This window comes from Methylophaga sp. (assembly GCF_048266885.1).
Lineage (GTDB): Bacteria > Pseudomonadota > Gammaproteobacteria > Nitrosococcales > Methylophagaceae > Methylophaga.
In genome coordinates, this window is record NZ_JBLWYR010000008.1 from 1 (window position 1) to 14,071 (window position 14,071).

15 protein-coding genes, 2 tRNA genes and 1 pseudogene are annotated in these 14,071 nt (G+C 43.7%); 6 read left to right on the forward strand and 12 right to left on the reverse strand.

Annotated features, from left to right (window positions below):
* From ACN0V2_RS05195 to ACN0V2_RS05210, 4 genes and pseudogenes are all read left to right on the forward strand, one after another.
* Window positions 1-222 (forward strand): annotated as a pseudogene (locus tag ACN0V2_RS05195) (hypothetical protein); the annotation flags it as partial.
* A 372-nt stretch (window positions 223-594) separates the two neighbouring features.
* The gene (locus ACN0V2_RS05200; RefSeq protein ID WP_417549732.1) at window positions 595-792 is read left to right on the forward strand and encodes a hypothetical protein; all 198 of its coding nucleotides are present in this window, start codon (window positions 595-597) and stop codon (window positions 790-792) included.
* Window positions 785-1,021 carry a hypothetical protein gene (locus tag ACN0V2_RS05205; RefSeq protein ID WP_417549733.1) on the forward strand — a complete coding sequence of 79 codons (237 nt, stop codon included), beginning with the start codon at window positions 785-787 and terminating at the stop codon, window positions 1,019-1,021. Before ACN0V2_RS05200 ends, ACN0V2_RS05205 begins: the two co-directional genes overlap by 8 nt.
* 2 nt (window positions 1,022-1,023) lie before the next feature.
* Window positions 1,024-2,115, forward strand: a complete 1,092-nt coding sequence (locus ACN0V2_RS05210; protein ID WP_417549734.1) for a tyrosine-type recombinase/integrase — start codon at window positions 1,024-1,026, stop codon at window positions 2,113-2,115.
* Window positions 2,116-2,150: 35 nt separating this feature from the next.
* Here ACN0V2_RS05210 and ACN0V2_RS05215 read toward each other — a convergent pair.
* From ACN0V2_RS05215 to ACN0V2_RS05250, 8 genes are all read right to left on the reverse strand, one after another.
* Window positions 2,151-2,227: transfer RNA gene (locus ACN0V2_RS05215), tRNA-Arg, on the reverse strand.
* Window positions 2,228-2,288: 61 nt separating this feature from the next.
* Window positions 2,289-2,378: transfer RNA gene (locus ACN0V2_RS05220), tRNA-Ser, on the reverse strand.
* 54 nt (window positions 2,379-2,432) lie between these two features.
* Window positions 2,433-2,618 carry a carbon storage regulator CsrA gene (csrA, locus tag ACN0V2_RS05225; protein WP_417549735.1) on the reverse strand — a complete coding sequence of 62 codons (186 nt, stop codon included), beginning with the start codon at window positions 2,616-2,618 and terminating at the stop codon, window positions 2,433-2,435.
* Between the two features lie 228 nt (window positions 2,619-2,846).
* Window positions 2,847-4,067: an aspartate kinase gene (locus ACN0V2_RS05230; RefSeq protein ID WP_417549736.1), complete on the reverse strand. Its 1,221-nt coding sequence runs from the start codon at window positions 4,065-4,067 to the stop codon at window positions 2,847-2,849.
* A 3-nt stretch (window positions 4,068-4,070) separates the two neighbouring features.
* Window positions 4,071-6,674 carry an alanine--tRNA ligase gene (gene alaS / locus ACN0V2_RS05235; protein WP_417549737.1) on the reverse strand — a complete coding sequence of 868 codons (2,604 nt, stop codon included), beginning with the start codon at window positions 6,672-6,674 and terminating at the stop codon, window positions 4,071-4,073.
* Complete coding sequence (gene recX / locus ACN0V2_RS05240) at window positions 6,658-7,113, reverse strand: recombination regulator RecX (protein ID WP_417549738.1); 456 nt, start codon at window positions 7,111-7,113, stop codon at window positions 6,658-6,660. The genes alaS and recX overlap by 17 nt, the downstream gene beginning before the upstream one ends.
* Entirely contained in the window at window positions 7,110-8,150 is a 1,041-nt protein-coding gene (gene recA / locus ACN0V2_RS05245) for a recombinase RecA (RefSeq protein ID WP_417549739.1), read from the reverse strand. Before recA ends, recX begins: the two co-directional genes overlap by 4 nt.
* 120 nt (window positions 8,151-8,270) lie before the next feature.
* Window positions 8,271-8,783: a CinA family protein gene (locus tag ACN0V2_RS05250; protein WP_417549740.1), complete on the reverse strand. Its 513-nt coding sequence runs from the start codon at window positions 8,781-8,783 to the stop codon at window positions 8,271-8,273.
* 16 nt (window positions 8,784-8,799) lie between these two features.
* On the opposite strand from ACN0V2_RS05250, the gene mutS reads away from it, so the two are divergent.
* Entirely contained in the window at window positions 8,800-11,343 is a 2,544-nt protein-coding gene (mutS, locus tag ACN0V2_RS05255) for a DNA mismatch repair protein MutS (protein ID WP_417549741.1), read from the forward strand.
* Window positions 11,344-11,358: 15 nt separating this feature from the next.
* Here the strand turns inward: mutS and ACN0V2_RS05260 are convergent, their stop codons facing one another.
* Genes ACN0V2_RS05260 through ACN0V2_RS05270 form a run of 3 tightly spaced genes read right to left on the reverse strand, consistent with a single transcriptional unit; the run spans window position 11,359 to window position 12,497 of the window.
* The gene (locus ACN0V2_RS05260) at window positions 11,359-11,634 is read right to left on the reverse strand and encodes a YcgL domain-containing protein (RefSeq protein WP_417549742.1); all 276 of its coding nucleotides are present in this window, start codon (window positions 11,632-11,634) and stop codon (window positions 11,359-11,361) included.
* Between the two features lie 25 nt (window positions 11,635-11,659).
* Window positions 11,660-12,049, reverse strand: coding sequence for a VOC family protein (locus ACN0V2_RS05265; RefSeq protein ID WP_417549743.1), 390 nt, complete (start codon window positions 12,047-12,049; stop codon window positions 11,660-11,662).
* 28 nt (window positions 12,050-12,077) lie between these two features.
* Window positions 12,078-12,497 (reverse strand): OsmC family protein, encoded by a 420-nt coding sequence (locus ACN0V2_RS05270; RefSeq protein WP_417549744.1) that lies wholly within the window; start codon window positions 12,495-12,497, stop codon window positions 12,078-12,080.
* Between the two features lie 105 nt (window positions 12,498-12,602).
* Here ACN0V2_RS05270 and crp point away from each other — a divergent pair, with 105 nt between their 5' ends.
* Entirely contained in the window at window positions 12,603-13,289 is a 687-nt protein-coding gene (crp, locus tag ACN0V2_RS05275) for a cAMP-activated global transcriptional regulator CRP (RefSeq protein ID WP_417549745.1), read from the forward strand.
* On the opposite strand, the gene trpC is transcribed toward crp, so the two are convergent.
* Complete coding sequence (gene trpC / locus ACN0V2_RS05280; RefSeq protein WP_417549746.1) at window positions 13,269-14,066, reverse strand: indole-3-glycerol phosphate synthase TrpC; 798 nt, start codon at window positions 14,064-14,066, stop codon at window positions 13,269-13,271. The two genes, crp and trpC, sit on opposite strands and share 21 nt — an antisense overlap.
* Window positions 14,067-14,071: the final 5 nt, after the last annotated feature.

Consider the following 14,071-nt stretch of genomic DNA (forward strand, 5'->3'; position numbering starts at 1 on the left):
TATGAAAAAAATAAAAAAGACTGTGCTCCTGATAGAGCAATGAGACGAATCCAACGCCGACTAGAAAATGCCACTAAAGCACTTTGGCCAGAACGAGAAAATCAGATAACGCTATACACTTATAGACATCAATTAGGTTCAGACATCAAAGGATCTGACATGAACCGCGTTGATGGTGCCGCTATGATGGGGCATCAATCTGTAAACAGTATAGATACATAAGGGAACGTTCGCTATGCCAGTAGGGTTCCCAATATTGGTGTTTCAAAAATATCTTCAAGAGCAGTCAGAAATAGAACATTGAAATCCATAAACCCCAAAGTTCTAAAAATGAAATCTGAAATAGCTTAGTCGCTAGCATATACAGCGTAATAGACAGTAATAAATCCAAAGATCGTTTTATCTTTCCGTTATTTATTTATCTTTAGTAACAGCATTCAAAAGAGAAGAAAGAAACTTGACAAGTTAATCTATAAAAAATTGTAAAAACGTAAATAAATTGAATTTAAACAACATGTTGCAAGTGTGATGTAAATAACAAAATGAAGTGTTAATTTAACGCATCATGGAGACTCTTTTCATCGGGAGTTTCATATGTTCGGTTTAATTCATACCGTCAACTCAATCAGTTTGGTTGCTCAATCAATGGGCTTTACCAAAGCTTTTAGAAAATATCGTAACGAACACTCAACAATCAACATCATTTCTAAGTACGATATTCCATCTTTAATTTGGCCACCTCCAAAAAACATTTTTTGTTTAGCAGTAAATGGAGGGATCGCACATGGCTAAATCAAATTTAAATCATAGTGTTATTCTGCCACGATTTATCCGCTTGAAAGATGCTTCAGCATATTTAGGTATGGATAAAAATCGATTTAACCGCGAAGTACGTCATAAGTTAATTGCTATACCCATTGGTACTCAAGGGATTGCATTTGATAGGCTTGACCTTGATGAATGGGCAAGCGAATATAAGCGCTGCAACGGGCGCCACATATCTAACTTTAATTGGAGATAGATATGAGGAAACGAAAAATACCCGGGCTCTTTAAAATTGGGGAAATATGGCACATTGACAAGGTAGTCAATGGCAGAAGGATCAATAAAAGCACCGGAACAAGTGATTTTGTTGAAGCACAACAGCTTATGGCAATGTTAATTGATCAAGCGAGAAGGGCTGATGTATTTGGAGAACGACCAAAAATCCGCCTTTCAAAAGCTATTGAACGATATTCAGATGAAAACCAACATCTTTCTAGTATTAAAGATAATGAAGCACATCTCAAATTGATACAGGAAGTAATAGGTGATCTGTATATTGATCAAATTTTCGATGATACCGTCAGTGTATTTATCAAAAAACGGCATAAAGAAGGTAAAAAATCAAAAACGGTTAATATTGCTTTAGGTGTTTTAAGGCGTCTGCTTAAATTGGCTTCAGGTAAGTGGCGACATTCTAATGGACTCACTTGGCTAGAAACGATGCCAATCATTGAAAATGTGAAATGGCAAGATGCTCGAAAACCATTTACGTTATCTTATGACGATCAGGCAAAGCTGTTTAATTACTTACCTGCACATTTACAATCTATGGTTTTGTTTAAAGTAAATACTGGTTGTCGTGAGCAAGAAGTTTGTCAGCTTCGGTGGGAATGGGAGTGTGAATTACTAGGTAGTGACGAAATTGTTTTTATTTTGCCTGAATGGGTAACCAAAAACAAAGAAGAGCGGGTCGTAGTTATTAACCAAGATGCTAGAAAGGCAATTGAGAGTGTTAGAGGGATACATGAAGACTTTGTATTTACATATAGAGGGCATCCTCTAACTGCTATTAATAATTCGGGTTGGAAGACTGCACGACGGAAAGCTGGCCTGCCACTTGTTCGTGTTCATGACTTAAAACATACCTATGGCAGAAGATTACGAGCGGCGGATGTGCGTTTTGAAGATCGCCAAGATTTATTAGGTCATAAGAATGGAAATATTACGACCCATTATTCTGAAGCGGAACTACGAAACTTAATCGCAGCTAGCAACAAGATTTGCCAAAAAGATGGTAATTCACGAAATATTCACGAAGCAGTGGTGCTAATAAGAAAAAAGGCTGCATAGAAACTATGCAACCTTTTGTCTTAACTACTTATTTTTGGTGCGCCTGGCACGATTCGAACGTGCGACCGCCTGGTTCGTAGCCAGGTACTCTATCCAGCTGAGCTACAGGCGCTTTAAAGCGTGAAATTTTACTGTTTTTTACTGATTATCACAAGGATAAATTAATAAAAAATTGGCGGAGAGCGAGGGATTCGAACCCTCGATAGGGGTTAACCTATACGCCCTTAGCAGGGGCGCGCCTTCAGCCGCTCGGCCAGCTCTCCATCAAGCCGGCCATTATACCAGCTATGATGATTTTGGCTAGTCGAATTACTCAATTAACCTGCGTTTGTTTGATCTTTTTCAGCCTGAATACGATCATAGATTTCTTCACGGTGAACTGTGACATCTTTTGGTGCATCAACACCGATTCTGACTTGATTACCTTTGACACCCAGTACATTTACAACAACATCATCACCGATGATTAGTGACTCTCCAACGCGACGTGTAAGTATTAACATGTTATTCCCCTTGCAGTATAAATTCTGGCGCCGAGGGGGATGAGGAGATTAATGACTCCATTCGTTGAGCGAGGCCTCGTGCCAGTTCCGTTTATTTCCTTTTGGAAGATCTTTGTCTTCCTTCCTCTATGACAGCGTTGGACAAGAAATTATCCGCAATCAATGTGCAAAAAGTATATCAGGATAGTTACACCTTATCGATAGGAAAAACTTCCTGATATCAATGGTTTAGTTAGCCTGTTCGAGCTTAAACGCCTTGTGTAAAGCTCTGACGCCCAATTCCAAATATTTTTCATCTACGACAACGGAGATTTTAATTTCAGAGGTCGAGATCATGCTGATGTTAATATTTTCTTTGGCGAGTGTTTCAAACATGGTGCTGGCAATACCTGCATGCGAACGCATACCCACGCCAACCAATGAAATTTTGGCAATATGTTCATCACCAGTAACTTCACGAGCGCCCAGAGAAACTGATGTTTCTTTAAGCAGCTTCAATGCCGTTTGATAATCGTTGCGATGCACGGTAAAGGTAAAGTCGGTAGTTGAATCATGACCCGTGTTTTGGATGATCATGTCGACTTCGATATTTTGCTTAGCAATCGGACCCAGAATTTTGTGCGCGACACCTGGTTGATCAGGCACGCCCAGAATGGTTAATTTTGCCTCATCGCGATTAAAGGCAATACCAGAAATAAGCGCTTGTTCCATTGAGGGTTCCTCAGAGGTAATTAATGTGCCGCCACCTTCGGTAAAGGATGAAAGTACGCGTAAAGGCACGTTGTATTTTCCAGCAAATTCGACCGAGCGAATCTGCAAAACTTTTGCTCCCAGACTGGCCATCTCAAGCATTTCTTCAAAGGTAATGCGATCGAGACGACGAGCTTCTGGGACAACACGTGGATCGGTGGTATAGACACCATCCACATCAGTATAAATCTGACATTCATCAGCTTTTAAAGCGGCAGCTAATGCCACGGCTGTAGTATCAGAGCCACCACGACCTAGCGTGGTGATATTGCCGTGTTCATCGCAACCTTGAAATCCGGCGACAACAACAACTTTGCCTTCGCTAAGATCCTGACGCATTTTTTCATCATCGATCTGCATGATGCGAGCTTTATTATGTGCATCATCGGTCAAGATTCTTACCTGAGAGCCGGTATAGGATTGTGCTGGCATGCCCATTTGTTGCAGTGTCATGCTGAGCAGGGCGATAGTGACCTGTTCGCCAGTTGACAATAAAACATCCAGTTCACGGCCACGCGGATCTGGATTAATTTCCTTTGCCAACGCCAATAAACGGTTAGTTTCACCACTCATCGCCGAGACAACTACGACAATATCGTGGCCATCATTGCGATATTTAATAACTTTTTTAGCGACTTCCTGAATACGTTCAACAGAACCGACTGAAGTGCCGCCGTATTTTTGTACGATAAGTGCCATGACTTAATTTTCCAGCTTTGATGCCACCCAATTGGTGACGGAGTCGAGTGCAGCAGTTAATTTTTGTGGTTCAGTACCACCGCCCTGTGCCATATCTGGACGGCCACCACCTTTACCACCGACTTGTGCCGCGACATGTGCAACCAAATCGCCGGCGCGGATTTTATCGGTAATATCTTTGGTGACACCGGCAATTAAAGTGATTTTGTCACCATCTACTGTTGCCAGAATAATGGCGGCACTGCCCAGTTTATTTTTAAGTTGGTCAACGGCGTCACGCAGACTTTTCACATCGGCGCCTTCTAAATTAGCTGCCAATACTTTAATAGAACCAATTTCAGTGGCTGATGAAGCTAAATCAGAACCGGCACTGCTGGCCAATTTGGATTTTAATGCTTCCAGTTCTTTTTCCAACTGACGGGTACGTTGCACCAGTTGTTGGGTTTTTTCTTCAATATTTTCCGGTTTGGCTTTGATCAAATCTGAAATGCTGTTGAGACGGTTTTCTGATTGTTCAATGTAATTCAGTGCTGCTTCACCGGTGACCGCTTCAATACGACGAACGCCTGAAGCAATACCGGTTTCATTGGTAATCTTCATTAAACCGATATCACCGGTGCGGCCAACATGTGTGCCGCCGCATAATTCAATCGAAAACTCGCCCATGCTAAGTACGCGAACTTCGTCATCATACTTTTCACCGAATAATGCCATCGCACCACTATCGCGGGCCTTTTCAATCGGCATCAAGCGTGTTTCAACAGTATGGTTAACACGAATCTCTTGATTAACCAGTCGTTCAATTTCACGTAGTTGTTCTGGGGTAACCGGTTCAAAATGCGAAAAGTCGAACCGCAGTCTGTGTGAATCAACTAATGAACCTTTTTGCGTGACATGTTCGCCAAGTATTGTGCGTAAAGCAGCATGTAACAGGTGAGTGGCAGAGTGATTCAACGCCGTGGCTTGACGATTGTGTTCATCAACATGGGCATTAACTGGCTGACCTACTTCAAAAGTGCCGTTTTTACATTCGCCAATATGAGTAAACGCTTTGCCTTGTTTACGGGTATCTTTGACGATGAAGTGTGCACCAGCGGTGTTGATTTCACCTTGATCACCGACCTGACCACCTGATTCGGCATAAAACGGTGTGTGATCCAGAACGATAATACCTTGCTGACCGGCGTGGAGTTTGTCGACATTTTCGCCATCAACCAGTAGGGCAGTGATGACACCTTCATTACGCACATGATCGTAACCACAGAAAACGGTTTCGCCATCAATAATCAGGGTTTCGGATAAACCGCCACCAAACTGGCTGGCACTACGAGCACGATTGCGTTGTGCTTCCATATGACGTTCAAAACCAGCTACATCGATGGTTAAACCGCGTTCACGGGCAATATCTGCCGTTAAGTCAATTGGAAAACCATAGGTGTCATACAGTAAGAAAATGGTTTCGCCGGGAATTTCTTTGTCGGCCATCTGATCAATAGCGTGATCGAGAATTTTCAGGCCGTTATCTAAGGTATCAGCAAAACGTTCTTCTTCGATTTGTAAAGCCTGTTCGACAACTGGCTGTGCCTTGGCAAGTTCAGGAAACGCTTCGCCCATTTCGTCGACTAATGGCTGAACTAGTTTGTAGAAGAAAGCTTCTTTTAAACCCAGCTTATGTCCATGACGAATCGCGCGGCGAATAATTCGACGCAATACATAGCCACGGCCTTCATTAGATGGTTGCACGCCATCGGTGATCATAAAGGCACATGAGCGGATGTGATCGGCAATAACGCGTAACGAGGTATTACTCGAATCAGTGGTGCCGGATAATTGCTGAATGGCTTTGATCAAGTTTTGGAACAGATCAATGTCATAGTTATTATGTTGGTGCTGCAATACTGCAGCCAAACGTTCGAGTCCCATGCCGGTATCGACAGATGGTTTTGGCAGGGGTGTCAAAGTGCCGTCAATTGAACGGTCAAATTGCATGAATACCAGATTCCAGATCTCGATATAACGATCGCCATCTTCTTCTGGTGTGCCAGGAGGACCACCGGCTACTTCAGAGCCGTGGTCATAAAATATTTCAGAGCAGGGGCCACATGGACCGGTATCACCCATTGACCAGAAGTTATCTTTGGCACCAATACGAGAGAAGCGGGAAGCATCGACACCGATTTCTTTTAACCAAATATCTGCTGCTTCATCGTCTTCTTCAAATACGGTGATCCATAATTTATCAGCAGGCAATTGCAGCGTTTCGGTCAAAAACTCCCAAGCGTATTGAATGGCTTCACGTTTGAAATAGTCACCAAAACTGAAGTTGCCGAGCATTTCAAAGAAAGTATGGTGGCGGGCGGTGTAACCCACATTTTCCAGGTCGTTGTGTTTACCACCGGCACGTACACAACGTTGCGTAGTGGTGGCTCGCGTATATTTTCGCGTTTCCTGACCGAGAAAGACTTCTTTAAACTGAACCATGCCGGCATTGGTAAACAACAATGTCGGATCATTGGCCGGAATTAATGGACTGCTGGCAACGACTTCGTGACCTTTGTCAGCAAAGAAGTCCAGAAACAATTTGCGTATATCAGCGCTCGTTTTCATTAGTCAGTTTAAAACTTTCCGTTATTTGTTCATGAGTAAAGCCCCGATATTGTAAAAACCGCATCTGTTTCGCTCGGTCTTTAAAATCATCGGGGCTCTGCTCGCCAAAACGCTTGCATCGAACTTCGATAGCAAGCGCAAACCAATCAGTTTCTGCTTGTTGCATGGAGGAATGAATCAACTCATCCGCCACGCCTTTTTGTTTCATTTCTTGCCGTATTCTTAACTCACCATATCCCCGTAGAGCGCGGGATCTAATGAACGCTTCGGCAAAACGTTGATCATTTTGTAGGCCACTTTGTTGTAGCTTTTCTAAAGCGGCATGAATTTTATCTGTTTCATGACCGGCTTGTTGAAGTTTTTGCTCTAATTCGGCGGCGCTATGTTCCCGTCTCGCTAAATAGCCAATGGCTTGTTCTGTTGCTGAGCGGGATTTCACGCGTCGATTTCGTCATCCACAGGTGTTTCGGCATTTGCCTTAATGTTCTTTGGCATCATCACCGCCCGGATTTTCGCTTCAATATCTTTGGCCATTTCAGGGTGTTCTTTCAGATAGATACGTACGTTATCTTTACCTTGGCCAATGCGGTTACCGTCATAGCTATACCAGGCACCAGATTTTTCGACGATATTTTCATTAACGCCCAAATCGATTAATTCACCTTCACGGGAAATACCTTCGCCGTAAAGAATATCAAATTCGACTTGTTTAAATGGCGGTGCAACTTTGTTTTTAACTACTTTTACGCGGGTTTCATTACCGAGGATTTCATCGCCTTTTTTGATTGCGCCAATACGACGAATATCCAGACGAACAGAGGCATAGAATTTCAGTGCATTACCGCCGGTAGTTGTTTCCGGGTTACCAAACATAACGCCGATTTTCATACGGATTTGATTGATGAAGATTACCAGCGTGTTGGAACGTTTGATATTAGCAGTCAGCTTACGTAAAGCCTGAGACATCAAACGTGCTTGCAGACCCATATGGCTGTCGCCCATATCACCTTCGATTTCAGCTTTAGGGGTCAAAGCGGCGACTGAGTCAACGACGACGACATCAACGGCACCTGAACGTACCAGCATATCGGTGATTTCCAGTGCTTGTTCACCGGTATCGGGTTGTGAAACCAGCAAGTCGTCAATGTTGACGCCCAGTTTTTCAGCATAAAGCGGGTCGAGTGCATGTTCGGCATCAACAAACGCTGCGGTGCCGCCAAGTTTTTGCATTTCTGCAATAACGTGCAATGTCAGCGTGGTTTTACCAGATGATTCCGGGCCATAAATTTCAACAACACGACCACGTGGTAAACCACCAATGCCCAATGCAACGTCAAGACCAATAGAGCCCGTTGATACCGCATCGATATCTCGGTGGGCAGTTCCATCGCCCAAACGCATGACTGCACCTTTGCCAAATTGTTTTTCGATTTGACCTAAGGCTGCGCCAAGCGCTTTCTTCTTGTTTTCATCCATTTGGTGTGCCCTTTAGCTGATATCAAAGAACTATGGATTATCACACAGATAGCCATGTCTCACCAGCGTCGATTGCTGTTTAAAACAGGCTTTTAGTCGATATTAATTTTGTAGTTGAGTTCAGGCGTAATATTCGGTGGAAGCTAATTTTTTTACTAAGCCATCAAGCGCGATAAATACAGCTTGCCGACGAATGAATTCGCGATTGCCGCGCAGCAGAAAAGTGTTACAAAACACACTTTGTTTATCTGCCCATGCAAAACAGACCGTGCCAACTGGTTTTTCGGCTGAGCCACCATCCGGGCCTGCAATACCACTTATTGCAACGGAAAGATCCGCGTCAAAATTAAGAATGGCACCTGATGCCATTTCTATTACAGTTTGTTCGCTAACGGCACCGAATTTTTCCAGCGTTGTGGCTTTCACATCAAGATGCTGTTGTTTAATTTGATTACTGTAGCTGACAATGCCGCCTTCAAACCAAGCAGAACTGCCCGGTAGATCTGTGCAGCATTTGGCCAGCCAGCCGCCAGTGCAGGACTCGGCAGTGACTAATCGTAAGCCTTTAACCTGAAGCGCTTGTGCCAGTTGCTGGGTAAGCTGATAAAGTGTTGCGTCAGAATAATCTTGCATACGCTAAACTATAAAAATGACCGAAAAAACCAATCATACGCCAATGATGCAGCAATATCTGCGTATCAAGGCTGAGCATCCCGAATTGTTATTGTTTTATCGAATGGGCGACTTTTACGAGTTGTTTTTCGATGACGCTCATAAAGCTGCTGAACTGTTAGATATCACATTGACGGCTCGAGGTAATAGTAACGGTGCGCCTATTCCAATGGCGGGTGTGCCTTATCATGCGGCTGAAGGTTATCTGGCAAGGTTACTTAAGGGTGGCGTGCCCGTTGCCATTTGTGAGCAGATTGGCGATCCGGCAACCAGTAAAGGACCGGTGGAACGTAAAGTAGTACGTGTTCTTACTCCGGGAACATTAACCGATGAGGCTTTACTTGATAGTAAGCAGGAGAACTTGCTGGTTGCCATTGCCCGGCAAAAGGATCAATACGGTTTAGCCGTCGCTGAAATTAGCAGTGGTCGTTTTGATGTGTGTCAGCACCAATCATTAAATGATCTCTTAGCTGATTTAGCCAGGCTTCAACCGGCAGAAATTCTGATTGATGACAGTCATGGCGAGACATTCAGTAGCTACAACAAACGACTTCGGTTTGTACCTGAATGGCATTTTGGACTGGATGCAGCAAGACGTAGATTGTGTGAACATTTTGGTACTACGGATTTAAAAGGTTTTGGTTGTGATGAACTGCCGCTGGCTGTTATGGCGGCAGGTTGTTTACTAAATTATGCTCAGCAAACCCATCGCACAGCGCTGCCACAGTTACGCAAAATCAGTGTTGAAACACCGGCCGACGGCATTCGCATCGATCCACAATCAAGACGCAATCTAGAATTGGAACAAAATCTGTCTGGTGGGCGCGAAAATACCTTATTGTCGGTGCTTGATAATACTGTCACGCCTATGGGAACACGTTTACTGCGCCGTTGGTTGTTACAACCTAAACGTGATTTATCTGTTTTAAAGCAGCGTCAGGCGGCTATTGGTGACCTTCTTGAACAGGATGTTATTGCTGCCGTTCAAACCCTGCTAAAACCGCTAGGCGATATTGAACGTATTGTTACCCGCTTAGCCCTGGGTAGTGCCAGACCACGTGATTTTGTGCAGTTACGTCGAATGCTGACGGCGCTGCCAAATTTGCATCAATCTTTATCGGCTACTCAAGCCAGATTACTGAAACAGCTCGATCGTGAGTTGGGGACTTTTCCTGAATTACTTGAGTTATTGAATAGGGCAATTATTGAAGAGCCGCCGGTGTTGATCCGAGATGGCGGGGTGATTGCCGAAGGCTACAACGCAGAACTGGATCGGTTACGCAATCTGCATCTGAATGCCAATGATTTTTTACGCGATCTGGAACAGCGTGAACGTGAACGTACTGGCGTCAGCACCTTAAAAGTCGGCTATAACAAAGTGCATGGCTTTTTTATCGAAATCAGCCGTGCCCACAATATTCAGTTACCGGCTGATTATCAACGTAGGCAAACACTGAAAAACGCTGAGCGTTACATTACTGCCGAGCTGAAAACCCATGAGGATCAGGTACTCAGTGCCAGCGAAAAAGCATTGGCATTGGAAAAATCATTATATGAAGAGCTGTTTAAACTAATTCATCCTGAACTAGCGGCATTGACCCATTGTGCTGCAGCCCTGGCCGAGCTTGATGTGTTGAGTAATCTGGCAGAGCGGGCACAAACATTGAATTATGTGGTGCCACAGTTAACTGCTGATAGAGGTTTATCCATTCAGGCGGGACGACATCCCGTTGTCGAAGCAGTGCAGAAAACGCATTTCTGTCCCAATGATTTACAGTTAAATGAACAGTCGATGCTGGTGATTACCGGACCGAATATGGGCGGTAAGTCTACCTATATGCGGCAAACAGCTTTAATTGTTATTTTGGCGTATATGGGCAGCTATGTTCCTGCTGAATCGGCCATGATCGGCCCAATTGATCAGATTTTTACCCGAATAGGTGCCAGTGATGATTTGGCGTCTGGACGTTCAACATTCATGGTTGAAATGAACGAAGCGGCCAATATTCTGAATAATGCTACGTCACAAAGCCTGGTGTTAATGGATGAAGTTGGGCGGGGTACCAGCACTTTTGATGGCTTGGCGTTGGCTTGGAGTTGCGCTGAAAAACTGGTGCGGGATATTGGTGCCTATACTTTGTTCGCCACACATTATTTCGAAATGACCCAGTTACCAGCATTGTATGACAAAGCATCAAACGTGCATCTTGATGCCATTGAACACGGCGACAAGATTGTGTTTTTGCATCAATTAAAACCAGGTGCAGCCAATCAAAGCTATGGTTTACAAGTTGCACAGTTGGCAGGAGTACCTAACGATGTGATTCAGGCTGCCAAACAAAAATTGGCCACATTGGAATCACAACGTACTGTTGGTTCAGAACAATCGCAACTGCAACAGGACTTATTTGCTCAACCAGATAATTCTGTCTTGATAAATAAAATCGAGCAAATCAATCCTGATGAATTAACGCCTAAAGCGGCACTGGAATTACTTTACGAGTTGAAAAAACTCATTTAAAGGGTTGTTGCTCAATTAATGTAATTGGCCGGTGCGTTCACGGTGTAATAACAAATCATTGGTCGGTGGCATTTGTACATGGAAACCCTGTGTTTCCAGGTTATGAATGACTTTATTAACATCTTCACGAGCCAGTTTTTTCTCTGGGCTCAGTTCTAGTTCCATCACAAATATTGGCTCGTTGCCCATTGAACCATAGAGACTGGGTGGCACTTCGGAAAAGTCATCCTTCTTGCTCAGGTAAAGATACAACTCTTCTTTTTTACGGCTTTTGTATATATAGGTTTTCATAACAACTCTGCTTTAAGAATTTGTTTTACGAAATCGGGGGATGGTAAATGATTTGTACAACTGTCCCTGCCGGATCATAACAATAAAAACTGCGGGCGCCATCGCGATGGGTGCGAGGTGGTTGACGCATCGGAACCACATGGTGATCCAGAAAGGCATACCATTCATCGACCTGTTCAAGAGTCGGAATAATGAAGCCAATATGATCTAAAGGTTGAACAGGGGCTTTATTAATATTTTCGCCGCGGTGTAGTGCCAGATTATCATTACCTGAAGTCAGATAGACACTATCAGGATCTGGACGCCATTCAACCTCCATACCTAATAAATCAACATAAAAATGTTCGCAGGCTTCCAGATTTTCGACGGTTAATGCTACATGACGCAAACCGCCAGTTCGTGTGGGTCGCTGCATGGTTCTGCTCCGTTGTTAGGAAAAGTATTTAGGCTTGTTCAATCACTTCATAGTCATGGGTGATTTCGGCAGTTTTCGCCAGCATGATTGATGCTGAGCAATATTTTTCGGTCGACAGTTTTACCGCACGATCGACAAAATTCGCTTTAAGATTACGTCCGGTCACTGTGTAATGAACATGAATTTTTGTAAATACTTTTGGCGCCTCTTCACTTCGTTCTGCGGAAACTTCAACCACACAATCCGTTACATCCTGACGCGATTTTTTTAAAATATCGATGACATCAAATGAAGTACAGCCACCCAGGCCTAGCAATAAAAGCTCCATCGGACGCATGCCGGTGCCGTGACCGCCAGCTTCTGCTGGGCCATCCATGACCACGGTATGGCCTGTTCCGGATTCACCCACAAATAAAACGTCTTCAACCCACTTTACTCTTGCTTTCATTTAACTCATCCTGCGTAAAATACATATAACAACGTTTAATTTTGCCATATTCGTTGGAATTGGGCAGAATTAATCCTTATAAAAATAAAGCTGGGCCTTCATGACATGGATTATTTAAAACATAAAGAGAGAGAAGAGCAGTTGGCAGAATTTTTTAAACACTGCCATAGCAAAGTTTATCCAGCCAAAACAATGCTGGCTCGACCGGGTGATATTCCCGATAAGCTTTATTATATTCGTGAAGGTTCTGTCAGCATCTGTGTTGAAAACGAAGAAGGTGAAGAGTTAATCGTTGCCTATCTCAACCAGGGCGACTTTATCGGTGAAGTGGGTTACTTTCACGACATCAGTGATCGCATCTCATTAGTCAAAGCTAGAACCGATTGTCGAACTGAAGAAATCAGCTATCAGACATTAAAAGCGCTTTCCAAAACAGAATTAAAAAGCTGTTACCCATACCTACTGGAAACCTTAGGTGAACAGATGTCCAAACGTCTGCTAACCACCACCCGTAAAGCAACCAATATGGCATTTATGGATGTCTCAGGCCGGGTAGAAGAAGCATTAAAAGATTTGGCTGCACAACCTGATGCAATGCGTCACGAACAAGGTCGCCAAATTAAGATCACTCGTCAGGAAGTCAGCCGAATCGTCGGCTGTTCACGTGAGATGGTTGGCCGAGTATTAAAAGAATTACAAGAACGCGGCGTTTTATGGGCTCATGGCAAAACGATGATCCTGTTTGATGCGGACCATCGCGGCGTTAATGCCTCAATTAAAAAGGTTGGATAACGCTTCACCGGGGTCATCAGCACGCATAAAGGCTTCGCCAACCAAAAACCCGTTTACGCCATGTTCACGCATAAAAGCGACATCTTCTTTGCCAAGGATGCCGCTTTCAGTGATGACAATGGTTTCATCAGGAATGAAGTTAAGTAATTTAATCGTTGTTTCTAACGACGTTTCAAAGGTATGTAAATCACGGTTATTGATCCCCATCAGCGGTAGATTCAAAACCATTGCGCGATGTAATTCTTCTTCGTTATGTACTTCGACCAATACATCCATTTCCAGCTGTATGGCCAACTGACTTAATTGTTCAAGTTGATCGTCATCCAATGCGGCAACAATCAGCAATATACAATCGGCACCAATCGCTCGAGCTTCAAATACTTGGTAAGGATCAATAATAAAATCTTTACGGATGACCGGTAACTGACAGGCTGTTCGCGCTTGTTTTAGATAATCTTCATGGCCTTGAAAAAAATCCTGATCAGTTAGAACAGATAAACATGCCGCACCACCACTTTCATAAGATAGCGCGATTTCAGCTGGTCGGAAGTCAGCTCGTAAAACACCTTTACTTGGGGATGCTTTTTTTACTTCAGCAATAACGGCACTTTGTCCAACGGCCAGTTTGCGTTCGATCGCTTCAACAAAACCGCGAACCGGTTCAGCATTTTCAGCCAGTTGTTGTAACAAGTTAATTGGCAAACGTTTGCTGCGTTCAGCAATTTCTTGTTGTTTGCGTTGCAGAATTTTTTTCAGAATATCGGGAGTGTCAGTCATAAACG

Bases quoted from the DNA above. Each gene is read 5' to 3' on its own strand.
- ACN0V2_RS05265 (WP_417549743.1), bottom strand. From the start codon at position 12,049: ATGCAGCGACCCACACGAACTGGCGGTTTGCGTCATGTAGCATTAACC.
- trpC (WP_417549746.1), bottom strand. From the start codon at position 14,066: ATGACTGACACTCCCGATATTCTGAAAAAAATTCTGCAACGCAAACAA.
- ACN0V2_RS05210 (WP_417549734.1), top strand. From the start codon at position 1,024: ATGAGGAAACGAAAAATACCCGGGCTCTTTAAAATTGGGGAAATATGG.
- mutS (WP_417549741.1), top strand. From the start codon at position 8,800: ATGACCGAAAAAACCAATCATACGCCAATGATGCAGCAATATCTGCGT.
- recA (WP_417549739.1), bottom strand. From the start codon at position 8,150: ATGGATGAAAACAAGAAGAAAGCGCTTGGCGCAGCCTTAGGTCAAATC.
- crp (WP_417549745.1), top strand. From the start codon at position 12,603: ATGGATTATTTAAAACATAAAGAGAGAGAAGAGCAGTTGGCAGAATTT.
- ACN0V2_RS05200 (WP_417549732.1), top strand. From the start codon at position 595: ATGTTCGGTTTAATTCATACCGTCAACTCAATCAGTTTGGTTGCTCAA.
- ACN0V2_RS05260 (WP_417549742.1), bottom strand. From the start codon at position 11,634: ATGAAAACCTATATATACAAAAGCCGTAAAAAAGAAGAGTTGTATCTT.
- ACN0V2_RS05230 (WP_417549736.1), bottom strand. From the start codon at position 4,067: ATGGCACTTATCGTACAAAAATACGGCGGCACTTCAGTCGGTTCTGTT.
- ACN0V2_RS05270 (WP_417549744.1), bottom strand. From the start codon at position 12,497: ATGAAAGCAAGAGTAAAGTGGGTTGAAGACGTTTTATTTGTGGGTGAA.
- alaS (WP_417549737.1), bottom strand. From the start codon at position 6,674: ATGAAAACGAGCGCTGATATACGCAAATTGTTTCTGGACTTCTTTGCT.
- csrA (WP_417549735.1), bottom strand. From the start codon at position 2,618: ATGTTAATACTTACACGTCGCGTTGGAGAGTCACTAATCATCGGTGAT.
- ACN0V2_RS05205 (WP_417549733.1), top strand. From the start codon at position 785: ATGGCTAAATCAAATTTAAATCATAGTGTTATTCTGCCACGATTTATC.
- ACN0V2_RS05250 (WP_417549740.1), bottom strand. From the start codon at position 8,783: ATGCAAGATTATTCTGACGCAACACTTTATCAGCTTACCCAGCAACTG.